Annotated in this window: 15 protein-coding genes; 7 read left to right on the top strand and 8 right to left on the bottom strand. The window is 71.2% G+C overall.

What is annotated here, in order from left to right; genetic code table 11:
• Position 1: 1 nt before the first annotated feature.
• From ADK66_RS17535 to ADK66_RS17510, 6 genes are read right to left on the bottom strand one after another with little or no spacing between them, the layout of a single operon-like run.
• The gene (locus tag ADK66_RS17535) at positions 2–760 is read right to left on the bottom strand and encodes an ABC transporter ATP-binding protein (protein ID WP_053656594.1); all 759 of its coding nucleotides are present in this window, start codon (positions 758–760) and stop codon (positions 2–4) included.
• Positions 757–1,761 (bottom strand): ABC transporter ATP-binding protein, encoded by a 1,005-nt coding sequence (locus tag ADK66_RS31900; RefSeq protein WP_053656593.1) that lies wholly within the window; start codon positions 1,759–1,761, stop codon positions 757–759. The genes ADK66_RS17535 and ADK66_RS31900 overlap by 4 nt, the downstream gene beginning before the upstream one ends.
• Positions 1,758–3,293 carry an ABC transporter substrate-binding protein gene (locus tag ADK66_RS17525; protein WP_053656591.1) on the bottom strand — a complete coding sequence of 512 codons (1,536 nt, stop codon included), beginning with the start codon at positions 3,291–3,293 and terminating at the stop codon, positions 1,758–1,760. The genes ADK66_RS31900 and ADK66_RS17525 overlap by 4 nt, the downstream gene beginning before the upstream one ends.
• A 55-nt stretch (positions 3,294–3,348) precedes the next feature.
• Complete coding sequence (locus tag ADK66_RS17520) at positions 3,349–4,236, bottom strand: ABC transporter permease (protein WP_053656589.1); 888 nt, start codon at positions 4,234–4,236, stop codon at positions 3,349–3,351.
• On the bottom strand, positions 4,233–5,480 hold the full coding sequence (locus tag ADK66_RS17515) for a CaiB/BaiF CoA-transferase family protein (RefSeq protein ID WP_053656587.1): 1,248 nt from the start codon (positions 5,478–5,480) through the stop codon (positions 4,233–4,235). The genes ADK66_RS17520 and ADK66_RS17515 overlap by 4 nt, the downstream gene beginning before the upstream one ends.
• Positions 5,477–6,418, bottom strand: a complete 942-nt coding sequence (locus ADK66_RS17510) for an ABC transporter permease (protein ID WP_053656586.1) — start codon at positions 6,416–6,418, stop codon at positions 5,477–5,479. Before ADK66_RS17510 ends, ADK66_RS17515 begins: the two co-directional genes overlap by 4 nt.
• 206 nt (positions 6,419–6,624) lie before the next feature.
• On the opposite strand from ADK66_RS17510, the gene ADK66_RS17505 reads away from it, so the two are divergent.
• Positions 6,625–7,272 (top strand): TetR/AcrR family transcriptional regulator, encoded by a 648-nt coding sequence (locus tag ADK66_RS17505; protein WP_053656584.1) that lies wholly within the window; start codon positions 6,625–6,627, stop codon positions 7,270–7,272.
• Between the two features lie 2 nt (positions 7,273–7,274).
• On the opposite strand, the gene ADK66_RS30805 is transcribed toward ADK66_RS17505, so the two are convergent.
• Complete coding sequence (locus ADK66_RS30805) at positions 7,275–10,040, bottom strand: AMP-binding protein (RefSeq protein ID WP_082377513.1); 2,766 nt, start codon at positions 10,038–10,040, stop codon at positions 7,275–7,277.
• A 4-nt stretch (positions 10,041–10,044) separates the two neighbouring features.
• Complete coding sequence (locus tag ADK66_RS17495) at positions 10,045–11,208, bottom strand: acetyl-CoA C-acyltransferase (RefSeq protein WP_053656582.1); 1,164 nt, start codon at positions 11,206–11,208, stop codon at positions 10,045–10,047.
• A gap of 181 nt (positions 11,209–11,389) precedes the next feature.
• On the opposite strand from ADK66_RS17495, the gene ADK66_RS17490 reads away from it, so the two are divergent.
• From ADK66_RS17490 to ADK66_RS17465, 6 genes are read left to right on the top strand one after another with little or no spacing between them, the layout of a single operon-like run.
• A complete protein-coding gene (locus ADK66_RS17490; protein ID WP_053656580.1) occupies positions 11,390–12,601 on the top strand; it encodes an acyl-CoA dehydrogenase family protein in 1,212 nt (403 codons plus the stop codon).
• A 16-nt stretch (positions 12,602–12,617) separates the two neighbouring features.
• On the top strand, positions 12,618–15,896 hold the full coding sequence (locus ADK66_RS17485) for a carboxyl transferase domain-containing protein (protein ID WP_231640077.1): 3,279 nt from the start codon (positions 12,618–12,620) through the stop codon (positions 15,894–15,896).
• Positions 15,897–15,925: 29 nt separating this feature from the next.
• Positions 15,926–16,900: an NADPH:quinone oxidoreductase family protein gene (locus ADK66_RS17480; protein WP_053656578.1), complete on the top strand. Its 975-nt coding sequence runs from the start codon at positions 15,926–15,928 to the stop codon at positions 16,898–16,900.
• Positions 16,901–16,910: 10 nt separating this feature from the next.
• Positions 16,911–17,702, top strand: coding sequence for an SDR family oxidoreductase (locus ADK66_RS17475; RefSeq protein WP_053656576.1), 792 nt, complete (start codon positions 16,911–16,913; stop codon positions 17,700–17,702).
• Positions 17,695–18,450, top strand: a complete 756-nt coding sequence (locus tag ADK66_RS17470; protein WP_053656574.1) for an SDR family oxidoreductase — start codon at positions 17,695–17,697, stop codon at positions 18,448–18,450. Before ADK66_RS17475 ends, ADK66_RS17470 begins: the two co-directional genes overlap by 8 nt.
• Complete coding sequence (locus ADK66_RS17465) at positions 18,447–18,899, top strand: MaoC family dehydratase (protein WP_053656572.1); 453 nt, start codon at positions 18,447–18,449, stop codon at positions 18,897–18,899. Before ADK66_RS17470 ends, ADK66_RS17465 begins: the two co-directional genes overlap by 4 nt.
• Positions 18,900–18,927 lie beyond the last annotated feature (28 nt).

Raw genomic sequence — 18,927 nt, 5'->3', positions numbered from 1 at the left:
CTCAGGCTCCTTCGGCGGAATGCATCAGGCGACGTTCCAGGCTGGGGGTCGCCGCGATCAGGGCGCGGGTGTAGTCCGACTCGGGTCGGGTGAGCACCTGCTCGGTCGGCCCGTGTTCCATCACCTTTCCGTTGCTCAGCACCAGTACCCGGTCGGCCAGATGGCTCACGACGGCGATGTCGTGCGAGATGAAGATCATCGCGATGCCGAAGTCCACGCGGACCCGGTTGAGCAGGTTGAGGACCGTGGCGCGTACCGAGACGTCGAGCGAGGACACCGCCTCGTCGCAGACCAGCACGGCGGGCTTGGCGGCAAGCGCCCGGGCGATCGAGACGCGCTGGCGCTGACCGCCGGACAGCTGTGTCGGACGGCGGTCGGCGTCGGCGTCGCTGAGCCCGACGTACCGGACGTACTCCATCGACGGCTCGCGGAACCGGCGGGTCAGCCGCCGGTTGACGGCCGTGACCTCGGCCATCGAACGCCAGACCGGCAGCCGGGGGTTCAACGCCCCGGCCGACTCCTGGACGATCATCTGCACCGACCGTGGCCCGCCGGCGAGGTGCTCGACGCTGCCTCCGCTCGGCGGCAGGAAGCCGGCGACGATCCGGCCCAGCGTCGACTTGCCCGAGCCGGACTCACCGACGACGCCGAGCACCTCGCCGCGCGCCAGCTCCAGGCTGACGTCGGAGAGAACGCGGTGGACGCGGCCGCGGGAGCCGTAGTCCTTCGACACCTTCGACACCCGCAGGACGTCGCTCACCGCAGCACCTCCGTTCGGCCGGCACTGCCGGCGGGAGCCGCCTCACCCAGCGGATGCCGGCAGCGCACCAGGCTCTCCTGGACAACCCGCAGGTCGGGATGCTCCCGACAGTCGTCGGCGGCACGGGGGCAGCGGGCCGCGTAGTTGCACCCACCGCCGGTCCAACCGCCCGCCTGGTCGGCGGCGATCTCCGGGAAGGTCCGCAGCCGGTCGCCCCCGAGCCGCGGCACGCAGTCCAGCAGCGCCTGCGAATAGGGGTGCTGCGGCCGGCTCAGCATCGCGTCCACCGCACCGACCTCCTTCACCTCGCCGCGGTAGAGCACCATCACCCGGTCGCTCACGTCGCCGAGAACACCCAGGTCGTGGCTGATGAACACGGCACTCAGGCCGCGCGAGGCGACCAGTTCCCGCAGCAGGACGAGGATGTCCTTCTGCAACGAGACGTCAAGCGCCGTGGTGGGCTCGTCGGCGAGGACCACGTCGGCCTCGCAGCTGAGCGCCATCGCGATCATCACTCGCTGGCACATGCCGCCGGAGAGCTGGTGCGGGTAGCTGCCCATGACCCGATCAGGGTCGAGCCGGACGTCGTGCAGCGCCGCCACCGCGCGCGCACCGGCCTCGGCCCGACTGCCGGGCAGGTGCGCCCGGATCACCCGGACGATCTGGTCACCCACCCGGCGCATCGGATGCAGCGCCGAAACGCTCTCCTGGAAGATCATCGCGATCCTCCGACCGCGAATCGCGCGGAGCCGGCGGCCCCGGAGCCCGACCAGCTCCTGGTCGCCGAGGCGGATGCTTCCGGTCACCTCGGCGTCCGGCGGCAGCAGTCCCAGCGCGGCGAGGGCGATAGAGGATTTGCCGCTGCCGGACTCCCCCGCCACGCCGAGGACCTCACCGCGTCCGACAGTGAACGAGACGTTCCGCACCGCGGGCTCGGGGCTCCCCGCGAACCTGATTCCCAGGTCGCGGATCTCCAGGGCCGCCTGCTCCGCGCTTGTCACTTCCGGGCCACCGTCGACATGTCCGGCCGGCCGCTGGCGTTCGGCTCGTAGCCGTCGACCTGGTCGGACAGACCGACGATCATCGGTACGGTGAACAGCGGCGCGAACGGCGCGACCTCGGCCACCTTCTTGGCGAGGTCGGTGGCCGCCGCCTTGCGCGGCGCGAAGTCGTACGTGGTCAGCAGCTTGTCCTGCAGTTGCGCGGTGCCGAAGTCGGTCTTGCCGGCGTTGTAGAAGGAGTCCGGGTTGAGCAACCGGCCGTAGGTGATCGCCGGGTCGGCGTGGCCGGTCCAGCCGGACAGGAAGCAGGGTGCCTGGCTCTTGGCCCAGAAGGCCTCGGTGGCCGCGGCGGCGGTCTCGGACTGGATGGTGACGTCGATGCCGATCTTCTTCAGCGAGTCGATGATGATCGGGCCGCTGGTCTCGTAGTTGAGGCCCGGGAAGGTCAGGCACTTCATGGCGACCCGCTTGCCACCGGTGGCCTGGGCGACGAGCGCCTTGGCCTTCGCCTCGTCGTACGCGTAGGTGGGTGTGATCGACGCGTCGTGGTACGGGTGCGTCGGCGGCAGCGCCGTCCAGGTCACCTCGGCGGCGTCACCGCTTGCCGCCTTACGGATGACCTCGCGGTCTAGCGCGTAGTTGATGGCCTGCCGGATCTCCACCTTGTCGGTGGGCGCCAGCTTCGCGTTAAAGTTGATCATGGTCTCGGAGTACGCGGGACCGACCACCACCTGCTTGCCCGGCACCGTCTTGAGCTTCTCGACACTCAGCGGCGGCACCGAGATCGCCACATCGACGACGTTGCTCTGGAACGCCGTCACCATGGCCTGTGGGTCCTTGAACACCTGCCAGTTGAGGGTGGGCGCCTTGCCCTTGTCACCCCAGTACGCGTCGTTGCGCTTGTAGTTGACGGCAGCCCCGGTCTGCAGGCTCTCCAGCGTGTACTTCCCGGTGCCGACCGGACGGGCGGCGAAGTCCTTGCCCTCCTTCTCGACAGCGGCCGGCGAGACGATCATCCCGGCCCGGTCACTCAACGCCGTCGGGATCGAGGAGTCCGGCTTGCTCATCGTGAGCACCACTGTGTTGGCGCCCTCGGCGGTGATCGCGGAGACACTGGCGATGTCCTGGCCGTTCGCGGACGCCTTGAACCGGTCCATGCTGGCCTTCACGGCGGCAGCGTCCATCGTCGTACCGTCGGAGAACTTGACGCCCTCGCGCAGTTCCAGGGTGATCGAGGAGCCGTCGTCGGCGACCTTCCACGAGGTGGCCAGACCGGGGCCGAGCTCACCGGTCTTGGGATCGCCGACCAGGAGGCGGTCGTAGACCAGGTTGAGGTGCGGGTAGTCGTACCCCGAGGAACTCACTGTCGGGTCCAGCGAGGTCGGGAAGTTCACCGTGCCGATCTTCAGGGGTGCGGCGGCTGTCGAGTCGGTTCCGGAGTCGCCGGATCCGCAGGCGGAGCCGGTCGCGAGAACGAGGATGCTGACGGCGAGGGCGGTGGTGGGTAGGCGGCGTGGGCCGAAGGTGGACATTGCTGCTCCTCATCGAGGGAATTGGTGAGAAGAAAGGAGCGGATGACGGGACGGCTCATCCGATCCGTAGGCGGTCGCGCAGGCCGTCACCGACCTGGCTGATCGCGAACGCGGTTGCGGTGATCAGCAGGCCGGGGGCGACGGTGAGCAACGGGTTGACGTAGAAGTCGGCGTAGGCGCGGGCCAGGTCCGGGCCCCAACTGGGTGCCGGCGGTTGCACGCCCAGGCCGAGGAATCCGAGCGCGGCCTCGATGATCAGCGCGGTGCTGGCCAGGCCGCAGAGCTGGACGACGACAGGTCCCATGGCATTGGGCAGCACGTGCCGCAACGCGATCCGCCAGCCGCGTACGCCGAGCGAGCGGGCCACAAGCACGAACTCCGCCTGCCGCAGCGCCAGCACCTGCGCGCGCAGCAGCCGGGCGACGATCGGGGCGAAGACGACACCGACGGAGAGCATCGCGGTGAGCAGGCTCGGGCCGAGCGCGCCGGTGATCGCGATGGCCAGCACGATGCCCGGGAAGGAGATCACGGCGTCGGCGAGGCGCATCAACACCTCGTCGACGGGCCCGCCGACGTAGCCGGCGACGAGGCCCCACAGGCTGCCGAACACGCCGGCCACACCGACGGTGATGGCGATTCCGCGGAAGCTGGAGGCCGAACCGTGCATCAGTCGGGACAGCACGTCGCGGCCGTTCGCGTCGGTGCCGAGCCAGTGCGCGGCGAACGGCCCGGCGTACGGGTCGGCCGGGTCGATGGCCAGCGGGTCGTACGGCGCCAGCCAGGGCGCGAGCAGACCGGCCAGCAGCACCAGCACGACGACCGCGGAACCGATCCAGAAGGCGACCGCGCGCGGGCCGCTTGCCGACCGCGGCCGTCGGGCGCCCAGCCCGACACGGACGCGCAGCGGCGTGGCCGCGGTGCGGGGGTCCATCGACGTGGTCATCGGTCTTCCTCCTGCGATCGCGCTACCGGGGCGGCCGGCCCGCGCTCGGCCGGGTCCTGCTGCTGGTGCGGGGCGAGCCCGAGTTCGGTGAGGATTTCCGCCGTGTGTTCGCCGGTCCGCGGCACGGTGAGCGCGCCCGGGCGGTCGGTGAGGCCCACGCGCACCGGCCGGCCGGGCACCCGCACCGGGCGGCCGTCGGGGCCGTCCACCGTCAGCACCATGCCCGTTCCGGCCATCGCCGCGACGGCCTCCCCGACCGGGCGCATCGGTCCCGCCGCCACGCCCGCGGCGTGCATCGCGCCGAGCACCTCCGCGACGGTGCGGCTGGAGGTCCAGTCGCCGACCACCTGTTCCAGGCGCTCCCGCGCCTCTCCGGTGGACTCGTCGTAGCTGACGTCGGTGCCGCCCAGCACCGCCCAGAACCGCTGCCAGGCGGCGTCGCCCAAGGGTGCCAGGAAGACCTGCCCGTCCCGCGCCGCAAAGACGTTCGCGAAGGCGGTCTGGACCTGGTTGCCCCAGCGTCCACGGGGGACGCCGGCGGCCGCCAGGCCGACCTCGTGGGCCAGCATGGCGGTGTACGAGTCGAGCATGCTCACGTCGACGGACGTTCCGACGCCAGTGATCTCGCGCTCGCGCAGCGCCATGAGCACGGCGATCGTCGCGTGGTACGCGGCCACGTGGTCGGCCACGAAGGCACCGACGAACGTCGGCTCTCCGCCGGGTTGCCCGGTGAGGTCGGCGATCCCGCTCATCGCCTGGATGACGCCGTCGTACGCGGCCCGGGGCGCGTCGGACGCTCCGGAGCCGAAGCCTGTGACGTGCACCATCACCAGCCGCGGATTGCGGGCCCGGAGCACGTCGTAGGACCAGCCCAGTCGCTGCGGCACGTCGGCGCCGTAGTTGGTGAGCACGACGTCCGCGGTGTCGCACAGCCGGAGCAGCAGCTCCAGGCCGTGTGGGGTCTTGAGGTCCAGGCAGACGCTGCGCTTGCCGCGGTTGTGCGAGGCGAAGTAGACGCTCACACCGTCCACGACGGGCAGGGCGTCGCGGGACATCTCCCCCACCGGCGGCTCGACCTTGACGACGTCCGCGCCGTGGTCGGCGAGAATCTGCGCGCAGTGCGGGCCGGCGATCGCGTGGCCGAGCTCGATCACCCGGACGCCGGCCAACGCACCGGCTGCCGTGCTCACGCCGCCGCCGTCTGCCGCGCTCACGCCGCTGCCACCACCGGCTGCCGTGCTCATGCCGCCACCCGCCGATCGAGCCGGGCGAGCACGAGGTCGGCGACAAAGTTGAGGATGAGCACCAGCAGCGCCATCAGCAGCACAGTGCCCTGCAAAGTCGCGTAGTCCCGGTTGTCCACCGACTGCACGATGAGACCGCCCAGGCCGGGGATCGCGAACACGTTCTCGACGACCACGGAAGCGCCCACAAGTGTGGCCACGAGCAGCGGCAACAGGGTCACCACGGCGGGCGCCGCCGAGCGCAGCGCGTCGCCGAGGTACACCTGCCGGGGCGTGAGGCCCATGGCCCAGGCCGTCCGGATGTGCGGGCTGTCCAGCGCCTGACCGACGGCGCTGCGTACGTGCCGGCAGACGAGCGCGCCGGTGGCGAAGGAGAGCACCAGGACGGGGAGGATGATCGAGCGGATCGTCTGCACCCAGTCGTCGCCGAGCGGCGTGTAGCCGACAGCCGGCAACAGTGCCAGGTCGAGGCCGATGAAGCCGGCCGCGATCGTCGCCAGCCAGAAGTCCGGAACAGCCAGGCCGATGCCGGACACCGCGAGCACCGAGCGGCCGTCCAGGTGGCGACGGCGGGCCGCCGCCCACAGTCCGGCCCCGCCGCCGATCACCAGGGCCAACACAAGGGCCGACACCACGATCAGCATTGTCGGTTCGAGCCGGCGGGCGAGCAGCGTGTCCACCGGCTCCCGGCTGAAGTACGACGTGCCGAGATCGCCGCGTACCAGGTTGCCGATCCAGGAGGTGTACTGCTCGATCAGCGGGCGGTCCAGCCCGAGCTGCCTGTTGATCTCGTCGATCGACTCCTGGGTCGATCCCGCGCCGGCGATCGCCTCGGCGGGGCCGCCCGGCACGATCTGTTGCAGCCCGAACACCATCAGGGTGATCAGCAGCAGCGTGGGCACGAAGGTGGCCAGTCTGCGAATCAGGAAGGCACGCATCCCGTCACCTCTCTCGCGTTAATCCTGGGAGACCCGCGACGCGCGTCCAGCAGGGGAGTTAGGGTTGACTCTGACGTCGGGGTCAGATTCGCTGCACAGGACGGTAAGACGAGGCACTACCCGGTGTCCAGGATTTTCTATGATTCGGTTCACACGGCCGGTCGACAGCGACCGACCGGGCGACACGAGATCGAATGGGGCGACGAGTGACAAACAGGACCACCACGCCGGCGAGTCCGGACGGCGCGGCGACGCAGTCGAAGCGCTATCTCGAGCGTCGCGCCAAGCTGGTGGAGGGCGCCCACCGGGTCTTCGAGCGGGACGGGTTCATCGATGCCCGGATCACCGACATCGCGAAGGAGGTCGGCCTCGCGCACGGCTCGTTCTACACCTACTTCTCCTCCAAAGAGGAGATCTTCCGGGTCGTCGCGGAGCAGATCCAGGCCGAGATGTTCGACGGCCAGCGCGGCGGGTCGGCCGACCTCACCCCGTACCAACGGATCGAGGCCGCCAACCGCCGCTACCTGGAGTCCTACCGCCGGCACAGCCGGATCATGGCGATCATCGAGCAGGTGTCCACGTTCAACGACGACATCCACAAGATCCGTGAGTCCCGGGCGCAGCAGACCATGAGCCGGACCGAACGCTCGATCCGCAGGCTCCAGGCCGACGGCTTCGCCGACCCGGACCTCGACCCGCACCTGAGCGCCGTGGCCCTCACCTCGATGCTCAGCCGCTTCGCGTACCTGTGGATGGGCGCCGACGCCGGCCCCGACTACGAGTTCGACCTCGACGCCGCCGTCGACGGCCTGACCCGCCTGTGGGCCAACGCGATCGGGCTCAAGAAGGACTGACCTCAGCCGGGGCCTGCCGGTCGCACCTCCTTCGGCATCCCGAGTAGGCGCTCGGCCACCACGTTGCGCAGCACCTGGGTGGTGCCGGCGTAGATGGTTCCGGGTCGCGCGTTGTAGAAGATGTCGACCCAGGAGGCCGAGCTGATCGGCGCGCCGGCCGCGTCCGGGCCGCCGTAGCCCAGCTCCAGCACACGCCCGGTCGGCGTGGTGGCCTCCGGCCCGAGGATCTCCAGGGCCAGCTCGGTCACCGCCTGGTGGTGCGCGCTCCACTGCAACTTGAACAGGGCGGCGTCCCCCGCCGCGTCGGCACCGGTGAGGCCGCCGCCGGCCAGCCGCCGGCCGAGCGCGTCCATCACCTCGATCCGGACGTACGCGGCGGCAAGGCCGTCGCGTACCCAGGCCCGCTCCAGCATGCCGTGCTCCCGGGCGGTACGGACCAGCCGCTCCCACTCCGCGCGGTACCGGATCGCCTGGGTCGTGGCGGACTGCCCGCGCTCATGGCCGAGCAGCGCCATGGCCACCGCCCAGCCCCCACCGACGGCGCCCACCACGTCGGCGGCCACCGCGTCGGTGAAGAACACCTCGTTGAAGTGGGAGGCGCCGGAGAGCTGCCGGATCGGGCGTACCTCGACGCCCGGCTGGTCCAGCGGCACGAGCAGGAAGGTCAGGCCACGGTGCCGTTCGGCGCGGGTGCCGGTACGGGCCAGCACGAAGATCCAGGACGCCAGGTGCGCGTTCGACGTCCAGATCTTCTGCCCGGTGAGCCGCCAGCGCCCGTCGGCGCCGAGCACCGCACGGGTCTGCACCGCTGCCAGGTCGGATCCGGCACCCGGCTCGGAGAAGCCCTGGCACCACACGTCGGTGCCGTCGAGGATCCGGGGCAGGTAGTGGGCCTGCTGTTCGGGCGTACCGAGGGCGAGCAGGGTGTTGCCCAGCATGTCGATGCCGAACGGGTCGTTGCCGCTGCCGCTTGGCACTCCGGCCCTTGCGAACTCCTCCTGGAGCACCACCTGCTGGTCCGGGGCGAGACCGAGCCCGCCGTGCTCGACCGGCCAGCCGGGGGCGAGCAGGCGGTGCCGGGCCAGCACCGCTCGCCAGCGCGCTATCCACTTGTGCAGTTCGTCCTCCCCGAGCGCCCCGAGCCCGCTCCAGCCGGGCGGAAGTTCCCTTTCCAACAGCGCGCGTACGGAGGCCCGGAACTCCTGCGGCCCGGCGGTCGTGTCCAGGGTGCGGGCCGGCAGGTACCGCTCCCGCAGGCGGTTCTTGGCGAGCTTGCCGGTGGGCAGTCGCGGCAGGGCCTCCACCACGAACACCGACCGCGGAATCTTGTGCCGGGCCAGCCGACCGGCCAGGTACGCGAGCAGCCCGGCCACGAGCTCGTCCCGGTCGGCGGCCGGGTCGACGGGCTGGATGACCGCCACGACCTGCTCGCCGAGTTCCTCGTCCGGAACGCCGAACACGGCGACGTCGACCACCGGCTCGTAGCCGATCACCGCGTTCTCGATCTCCTGGGGCGAGATGTTGACGCCCCCCGAGATGATCAGATAGTCCCGTCGGTCGGTGAGGTAGAGGTAGCCCTCGTCGTCGAGGTGGCCGATGTCGCCGAGCGTGGACCAGTCCGGGCGTATCGGGTGGCGGGCCGCCGAGCTGTCGGCCCCGCCGACGTACTCGAAGTCGGACCGACCGCCCTCGGCCTCGAAGTACACAAGGCCGTCCTGCCCGGCCGGCAGCTCGTCCCCCTCGGGGCCGCAGATGTGCACGCGGCAGCCGGCGATGGCGCGGCCCACCGACCCCGGGTGCGTCAGCCACTCCTGCGAATCGATGAATGTGGTGCCGTTGTCCTCGCTGCCGGCGTAGTACTCCAGCAGGATCGGCCCCAGCCAGTCGATCATCTGGCGTTTGACGTCGACGGCGCACGGTCCGGCACCGTGGATCACGACGGACAGCGAGTCGAGCACAGCGGCCTTACGCCGCTCGGCGGGCAGCCGCAGCAGCCGGACGAACATCGTGGGCACCATCAGCGCGTGGGTGATGCCGTACCGCTCGATCGCCGTGAGCGCCGCGTCCGCGTCGAACCTGCGCATCAGCACGACGGTGCCGCCGGCCGCCGTGACGGTGCTGGAGAACGAGAGGGGCGCGGCGTGGTACAGCGGGGCCGGAGTCAGGAACACCGAGTCGTCGGTGAACCTCCACAGCTCCCTGAGCCAGCGCAGGAAATGCGGGTGTCCCTCCTGCACGGTGCGGCCGGACAGCTCGCGGCGTACCCCCTTGGGCCGCCCGGTGCTGCCGGAGCTGTAGACCATCGCGACGCCCAGCGGCTCGTGCTCCAGCGGCTCGGCCGACGACGCCGCGAGCGTCTCGGCGTAGTCGTCGAAGCCCGCCAGCGGGCCACCGACGGCAAGCCTCAACACCATTGCGGGTACGGCGGCGAGGGCGCCCGCAGCGGGTGCCGCCGCGTCCACCACAAGGGCTCTGGCCCCGCAACTGTCGACGATCCAGGCCGCCTCGTCGGCGGTCAGCGAGGTGCCGATCGGGGTGAGGACCAACCCGGACCGCATGGCCGCCCAGTACACCTCCAGGAAGCTCAGGTGGTTGGCCATCATCAGGGCGACGTGGTCTCCGGGGCGCAGGCCGGCGTTCCACATCGCCCGCGCCAGTCGGCGGGAGGCGTCGTCCAGCTGACCGTAGGTGAGGGTTTCGCCGGTCTCGGCGATCACCACCGCCGGCCGGTCCGGCCACCGGAGCGCGTGCGCCGTGGGGTACGTCATCGCGTCACGCCATCCGCTCGACAGCCATGGCCATCCCCTGCCCGCCGCCGACGCACATGGTCTCGACGCCGACCGTACCGCCGGTGGCCTCCAGCCCGTTGAGCAGCGTCGTCATGATCCGGGCGCCGGTCATGCCGAAGGGGTGACCGAGGGCGATCCCGCCGCCGTGCGGGTTGAGCTGGTCCTCCACCGAGATCTTCAGGGCGTCCACGACCGCCAGCACCTGCGCCGCGAACGCCTCGTTGAGTTCCAGCACGTCGACGTCTCTGATGGCCAGCCCGGTGCGGTCGAGCAGCCGGCGTACCGCCTCGATCGGCCCGACCCCCATGATCTCCGGTGCCAGGCCGGTGGTGGCGCAGCCCAGGATCCGCGCCAGGGGTTGGATCCCCAGGTCGCGGGCGCGCTCGGCGGACATCACGACGACCGCGGCCGCGCCGTCGTTGAGTGGGCAGGAGTTGCCGGGTGTGACCCGTCCGTCGACCTTGAACGGGGTGGGAAGCCCGGCCAGCACGTCGAGGTCGACGTTGGCGCGCGGGCAGTCGTCCTGTTCCACGAGCGTGCCGTCGTCCAGCCGGTACGGGCTGATCTCCCGGGCGAAGAAACCACGGTCCCGGGCGGCGACCGCGCGGTCCTGGGAGAGCTTGGCGTACTCGTCCATCCGGGCGCGGGAGATGTCGAACTGGTCGGCCACGTTCTCGGCCGTGCGCCCCATGGTGACGTAGGCGTCCGGCAGGGGGTCGGTGCCGAACCGCGGGTTCATGGCGGCGTCGTCGATGTGTGCGCTTGAGGTCCGGGAGACGCTCTCGACGCCGCCCGCGACGTACACGTCGCCCTCGCCGGCCACGATGGCGTTCGCCGCGATCCGGATCGCGTCGAGCGAGGAGGCGCATCCCCGGCTGACTGTGGTCCCGGTGACGGTGTCGGGCAGCCCGGCCAGCAGCGCGGCCAACCGTCCGACGTTCAGGCCCTGCTCCCCCGCCGGATTTGCGGTACCGACGATCACGTCGCCGATCTGGTCAGGGGTGACAGCGGGGACCTTTCCCAGGGCCTGCGCGATGGCGAATCCGGCCAGATCGTCCGGCCGCGCCTGGCGGAGCGACCCCTTGTGCGCACGACCGATCGGCGTCCGTGCGGTGGCCACGATGACTGCTTCGCGGGCTGGCGCCACGTCGTCTCCATTCGTCGCGAAAAGGTCCACCAACGGACCTGTCCGATTTCTTGACGCCGACGTCGACGTCGGCTCTAATTTGAGCACCGGTACCGGGCCGACGCAACCATCCGGATCGTCGGAGACCCGGACTCACCTCCGCTTCCGACCCCGGTCCGATCGACGACGCTTGGAGCTCTCCGTGGACTTCGCCTACTCGCCCACCTCCGCCGCCCTGCGCGAAACCCTGCTGACGTTCATGGACGAGTGCGTCTACCCGGCCGAGCCGGTCTATCGGCAGCAACTCGCCGACAGCGGTGACCCGCACTTCTTTCCTCCGGTGATGGAGGAGCTCAAGCGCGAGGCACGCGCCCGTGGCCTCTGGAACCTGTTCCTGCCGCACAAGACCCAGTGGACCGAGGGCCTGTCCAACCTCGACTACGCGCCGCTTGCCGAGATCCTGGGCCGCTCGCACATCGCCTCCCAGGCGCTGAACTGCTCCGCCCCGGACACCGGGAACATGGAACTGCTCACCATGTTCGGCACCGAGGAGCAGCAGAAGCAGTGGCTCCAGCCCCTGCTGGAAGGCGAGATCCGTTCCTGCTTCGCGATGACCGAGCCGGCGGTGGCCAGCTCCGACGCCCGCAACATCCAGTGCTCGATCGTCCGCGACGGCGACGAGTACGTCATCAACGGCCACAAGTGGTGGATCTCCGGTGCCGGCGACGCCCGGTGCAAGATCGCCATCGTGATGGGCAAGACCGACCCCGACGGCCCCACCTACCGGCAGCAGAGCATGGTCCTCGTGCCGCTGGACACCCCGGGCGTCACGCTCGTCCGCAGCCTCACCGTCATGGGCTACCAGGACCAGGAGGGGCACTGCGAGATCACGTTCGAGAACGTCCGGGTGCCGGTGACGAACCTGCTGGGCGAGGAGGGCGGCGGCTTCGCGATCGCCCAGGCGCGGCTCGGACCGGGCCGGATCCACCACTGCATGCGGTCCCTCGGGGCGGCCGAGCGCGCCCTGGAGCTGCTCTGCCAGCGGGTGACGTCCCGCGTGGCGTTCGGCGGCCCGCTGTCCGAGCAGGGTCAGATCCAGCGCTGGATCGCCGACGCGCGGATCGAGATCGACCAGGCGCGGCTCTACACGCTCTACACCGCCTGGCTGATGGACACCCAGGGCAACAAGGCCGCCCGGACCCAGATCTCCGGGATCAAGGTCATCGCCCCCAACGTCGCGCTCCGCGTGCTCGACCACGCCATCCAGGCGTTCGGCGCCGCCGGCCTCGGACCGGACACCCCACTGCCCAGCATGTACGCCCACCAGCGCACGCTGCGCTTCGCCGACGGCCCGGACGAGGTGCACCGGCGCTCGATCGCCCGTGCGGAGCTGAACGCTCAGACATCAGCCTGACCGGAACGATGGCGGCGTGGGCGACAAGGCAGAGGAGCTGACCGTGGGGATCTACCCGGACCGCGTGCTGGTGGCCAACCGGGGCGAGGTGGCCGTCCGTGTGCTGCGGACGCTCGCCGACCTCGCCGTGCCGTCGGTGACGGTGTACGCCGCCGACGACGACCGCTGCCTGCACGTACGCCGGGCGGACCAGGCGGTGCCGCTGCCCGGCGCCGGAGTCGGGGCGTACCTCGATCACAACGCGCTGATCGAGGCCGCCCACGCGGCCGGAGCCACGGCCGTGCATCCCGGCTGGGGGTTCCTGAGTGAGAACGCCGAGTTCGCGCGCCGCTGCGCCGAGGCCGGGTTGGTGTTCGTCGGTCCGGCGCCGCAGGTGCTGCGGGTGCTTGGCGACAAGACCGCAGCCCGCGCGGCGGCGGAGTCGGCAGGTATCCCTGTGGTGCCGGCGACCGGGCCGGCGACGTTCGACGAAGCGGCGAAGTTCCTGGCCGGCGCGCCGGAGGGCATCATGATCAAGGCCGTTGCCGGTGGCGGCGGGCGCGGGATGCGGCCGGTCACCGACCCGGCCGACCTGGCCGCCGCGTTCGAGCGCTGCCGGTCCGAGGCGCTCGGCGCGTTCGGCGACGGCACCCTCTACGCCGAGCATCTGCTCACCGGCCGCCGGCACATCGAGGTGCAGATCGTCGGCGACGGCACCGGCGCGGCCGTCGCCCTCGGCGACCGGGACTGCAGCCTCCAGCGGCGCCGGCAGAAGGTGGTGGAACTCGCCCCGGCGCCCGGACTGACCGCTGGACTGCGCGACGCGGTGCACGACGCGGCGGTACGCCTGGCCGCCGGACTCGGCTACCGCGGGGTCGGCACCGTCGAGTTCCTCGTCGGCACTGACGACTTCGTCTTCCTGGAGGCCAACCCGCGCCTGCAGGTCGAGCACACGGTCACCGAGCAGGTGTTCGACGTCGACCTCGTGGAGATCCAGCTGCGCCTGGCAGCTGGAGCGAGCCTCGCCGACATCGGTCTGGACGGGCCCTCGCCGAAGCCTGCCGGAACGGCGATCCAGCTGCGGGTCACCACCGAGACGGTCCGCCCCGACGGCGGCAGCCTGCCCGCCACCGGCGTACTCACCGCCTTCGACCCGCCCGCTGGCCGGGGCGTACGCACCGACACCCACGGCTACGCCGGCTACCGGGTCGGCACCGGGTACGACTCGCTGCTGGCCAAGGTGGTCGTGCACGAGCCCGGCGGTGACCCGTCGGTGCTGCGGCGCAAGGCGTCCCGGGCGCTCGCGGAGTTCCGCGTCGAGGGCGTGGACACGAATCTGGGCGTACTGGGGCGGCTTCTGGAGCATCCGGAGGTGACCGACGGGACCGCGACGACCGCCTTCCTCGACGAGCACGCCGCCGGGCTGGCCACCGCGCCGGCTCGGGAGCCGCTGTGGTTCCCCGGCGCCGACGTCGATCCGGCCGCCGCACCCGAGCCGGAGGAGGGAACGGACGGCATCGCGGTCCGGGCACCCATGGAGGCCACTGTCATCGCGGTCCCGGCTGCCGAGGGCGACCAGGTGACAGCGACGTCCGTCCTGGTGGTGCTCGAGGCGATGAAGATGGAGCACCAGGTCGTGGCTGGCGCGAGCGGCGTGGTGGACCGTCTGCCGGTGACCGTCGGCCAGACCGTGCACCCCGGCACGCTGCTCGCCTCACTGCTGGCCGGCGAGGTCGCGGCGACGACTGTCGACACGGTGGCCGAGGCCGACCCGGACCTGATCCGCCCCGACCTGCGGCGCGTCCTGGACCGGCAGCACAAGACCCGGGACGAGGCGCGGCCGGACGCCGTGGCGAAGCGGCACGGCCGAGGGCACCGCACCGCCCGGGAGAACCTCGACGACCTCTGCGACGCGGGCACCTTCTCCGAGTACGGCTCGCTGGTCCTTGCCGGCCAGCGGGCGCGGCGCAGCCTCGACGACCTGATCGACCGGACCCCCGCCGACGGCCTGGTGGCCGGTGTCGGCCAGATCAACCGCACCGGCTGCGTGGCGATGGCCTACGACTACACGGTGCTGGCCGGCACCCAGGGCTACAACGGGCACCGCAAGAAGGACAGGCTCTTCGAGCTTGCCGAACGCAACAGGTGGCCGGTCGTCATGTTCGCCGAGGGCGGCGGCGGGCGCCCCGGCGACACCGAGAACCCGGGCGTGGCCAACCTGGACACCCGCGCGTTCGCCCTGCTCGCCCGGCTCAGCGGGCTCGTGCCGACGGTGTCGGTGGTGACCGGCAAGTGTTTCGCCGGCAACGCCGCCCTCGTAGCGTGCAGCGACTTCATCGTGGCCACCCCGGACGCCAACATCGGGATGGCCGGACCGGCGATGATCGAGGGCGGCGGCCTCGGCGTGTACCGCCCGGAGGAGATCGGGCCGACAGCGGTACACGCCGTCAACGGCGTTGTCGACCTTGTGGTCCCCGACGACGCGGCGGCTGTGCGCGCCACCCGTCAGTACCTCTCCTACTTCCAGGGTCGGCTCGACACCTGGGAGGAGCCGGACCAGCGGGCGCTGCGCCACGCGGTGCCGGAGAACCGGCGGCGCACGTACGACGTGCGTACCGTGATCGACACGCTGGCCGACCGGGACTCGGTGCTGGAACTCCGGCGCGAGCACGGCGTCGGCATGATCACCGCGCTGATCCGGGTGGCGGGCCGCCCGGTGGGGCTCATCGCCAACAACCCGCGCCACCTCGGCGGTGCCATCGACGCCGAGGGCGGCAGCAAGGCGGCCCGGTTCATGGAGCTGTGCGACGCGTTCGACCTGCCGATCGTCTCGCTGTGCGACACACCGGGCTTCATGGTCGGCCCGGCGGCCGAGGAGAGCGCGCAGGTGCGGCACTTCGGCCGGATGTTCCTCGCCGGCGCCAGCCTGACCGTGCCGATGGTGACGGTGGTGCTGCGCAAGGGGTACGGGCTGGGCGCGCAGGCAATGGCTCGCGGCGGCTTCTACGAGCCGGAGCTGACAGTGTCCTGGCCTACCGGCGAGTTCGGCGGAATGGGCCTGGAGGGCGCGGTACGGCTCGGCTACCGCAAGGAGCTGGACGCGGTCACCGACCCGGACGAGCGCGAGGCGCTCTACCAGCGGCTGGTGGCGCAGATGTACGAGCGCGGCAGCGCGCTCAACATCGCGAGCGTGTTCGAGGTGGACGACGTGATCGACCCGGCGCAGACCCGCAACCGGATCGTCGGCGTGCTGGAAGCGGCTCCGCCGCCAGCACCCCGGTCCGGGAAGAAGCGACCCCTGGTCCCCGCATGGTGACCGGGCCGGCACGACGAGGAGGAGGTCGGATGAAGGCGTGGCAGGTGACCCGGTTGGGCGAGCCCACGGACGTTCTGGAGTGGACCGACGTGCCGCAGCCCCCGGCACCCGACGGCGCCCTTCGGGTGGCTGTCGAGGCGGTGGCGCTGAACTTCCCCGACGTGCTGCTGTGTCGGGGCGAGTACCAGGACAAGCCGGCGCTCCCGTTCACGCCCGGCGCTGAGGTGTGCGGGCGCATCGTGGACGGGCCGCGGGCCGGCGAACGGGTGCTCGCCGCGCCCGAGTTGCCGTACGGCGGGCTCGCCGAGCAGGTGGTCGTCGCGCCGCACCGGGTGTTCGCCATCCCTGACGACATGCCCGCCGAGAAGGCGGCCTCCATGCTGATCACCTACCAGACGGGGTACGTCGGCCTGCACACCCGCGCCCGCCTGCAACCCGGCGAGTGGCTGCTTGTGCATGCCGGGGCCGGCGGCGTCGGGTCGGCGGCGATCCAGATCGGCAAGGCCGCCGGTGCCCGGGTGATCGCCACGGCGGGCGGACCGGACAAGGTGAAGGTGTGCCGGGACCTCGGCGCGGAGGTGGTCGTCGACTACCTGTCGGAGGACTTCGTGCCGGTGGTCAAGGAGGTCACCGGCGGGGCCGGGGCAGACGTCATCTACGACTCGGTAGGCGGCGACGTCTTCGACAAGAGCCGCCGGTGCGTCGCCTTCGAGGGCCGGATCGTCGTTGTCGGCTTCGCGGGCGGCCGGATCGCCCAGGCGCCCACGAACCACGCCCTGATCAAGAACTACAGCGTTGTCGGCCTGTACTGGGGGCTGTACCACGTCAAGAACCCGGCAGTGATCGCCAGCACCCACGAGCGGCTTGTCGAGCTGTGGCACCAGGGCCTCGTCGATCCCCTGGTCAGTGAAGTGCTCCCGATGAGCGCCGCACCGTCTGCCCTGGCCAACCTCGGCGACCGTCGCACCGTCGGCAAGGTCGTGCTCGTCAACAACCCCATCTGAGGACGTACCTATGAGTGAACAGGATCTGGTCCGCGACCGGTGCGTGGTGGTCACCGGCGGCGGCAACGGTATCGGCCGGGCGATCGCCCGGAAAATGGCAGCCCAGGGTGCCCGCGTCGTCGTCGGCGACCTGGACTCCGCCGCAGCCGAGCGGGTCGCGGCCGAGGTCGGCGGCGTCGCCGTGGGCGGCGACGTGTCGACCGACGAGGGCGTGGGGCGGTTGCTGAGCGCCGCCGCCGGACGCGTCGACATCTTCTTCGCCAACGCCGGAGTGGGTGTCGGAAAGGGCATCGACACCCCCGACGCCGACTGGCACACCGCCATCGAGGTGAACGTCCTGGCGCACGTCCGTGCGGCCCGCGCGCTGATCCCCGACTGGCTGGAGTCCGGCGGCGGCCGGTTCGTGGTGACCGCCTCCGCGGCGGGACTGCTCACCATGCTCGGCAGCGCGCCGTACTCGGTGTCGAAGCACGCGGCCGTCGCGTTCGCGGAGTGGCTCTCGGTCACCTACGGGCATCGCGGCATCACCGTCCAGGCGCTCTGCCCGCAGGGGGTACGGACGAAGATGCTCGACGACTCGGGCGAGTTCCGGGATCTGCTGAGCCATGACGTCGCGTTGGAGCCCGAGCAGGTCGCCGAGGTGGTCTGGGAGGCGCTGCACGACGACCGGTTCCTGATCCTGCCGCACCCCGAGGTCCAGCGGTACTACGAGACCCGCGCGGGCCGGACCGACGCCTGGCTGACCGGCATGCGCAAGCTCCAGAAGCGCTTCGACGACGCGGCGGTGACCCACAATGGCTGAGCGCAAGGTAGCTGTCGTGACCGGCGCGGCACGCGGAATCGGGGCGGCGGCGGCCACCCGGCTCGGCGCTGACGGTTTCGCCGTGGCCGTGTGGGACCTGGACGCCGACGGGTGCGACAAGATGGTGGCCGACCTGGGCGAGAAGGGCGTTCCGGCGTACGCGGTGGTCGCCGACGTGTCCGACGAGGCGGCAGTCGTGGCCGGTGTCGAGCAGATCGCGCAGCGGCTGGGCCCGCCAGTGGCGCTTGTGAACAACGCTGGCGTCCTGCGTGACAACCTGCTGTTCAAGATGTCCTCAGCGGACTGGGACACGGTCCTCGGAGTGCACGTCCGGGGCGCCTTCCTCATGAGCCGGGCGGTGCAGGCACACATGGTCCAGCAGCGGTGGGGACGGATCGTGTCGTTGTCCAGCACCTCGGCGTACGGCAACCGTGGCCAGGCGAACTACTCGGCGGCGAAGGCGGCGCTTCAGGGCCTGACCAAGACGCTCGCCGTCGAGCTGGGCCCGTTCGGCATCACCGCGAACGCGGTGGCGCCCGGCTTCGTGCAGACCGAGATGACCGCCGCTACCGCGCGGCGGATCGGCCGCCCGTTCGACGAGCTGATCGCCGAGGCGGCCGCCGGGATCCCGGTACGCCGGGTGGGGCAGCCGGAGGACATCGCCGAGGCGGTCTCGTTCTTCCTCGGGGAACGGGCCGGCTACATCAGCGGTCAGGTGCTCGACGTGGCGGGCGGGCCGCAGCGATGAGGGTCTTCACGGGCATCGAGGAGTTGCGCGCGGCCGTCGGCGAGCACCTGGGGCACAGCGACTGGCACCTCGTCACGCAGCAGCAGGTGGACACGTTCGCCGAGGCCACCGGTGACCACCAGTGGATCCACGTCGATCCGGAGCGGGCAGCCACCGGGCCGTTCGGTGCGACAATCGCGCACGGTTTCCTCACCCTCTCCCTGATTCCGACGCTGGCCGCACATGTGTACCGGGTGGACGGGATGAGCATGGGCGTGAACTACGGCTCGGACCGGCTGCGGTTCCCCGCGCCGGTGCCCGTCGGGTCGCGGATCCGTGCCGGGATCACCCTCACCGGTGTGCACGAGGCCCGTCGCGGTTTCCAGGTCACCTCGGACATCCAGATCGACCTGGAGACGGGCGGACCGCCGGCATGTGTGGTCGCCGCCATCTCGCTGCTCGTCCCCTGATCCGCAACTCAGAAACAGGAGCGAATCG

It is taken from the genome of Micromonospora sp. NRRL B-16802 (assembly GCF_001279555.1).
GTDB classification, from domain to species: domain Bacteria; phylum Actinomycetota; class Actinomycetes; order Mycobacteriales; family Micromonosporaceae; genus Micromonospora; species Micromonospora profundi.
The sequence above is the reverse complement of the archived record's forward strand: the minus strand, read 5'-3'. Positions and strand labels throughout refer to the sequence as shown.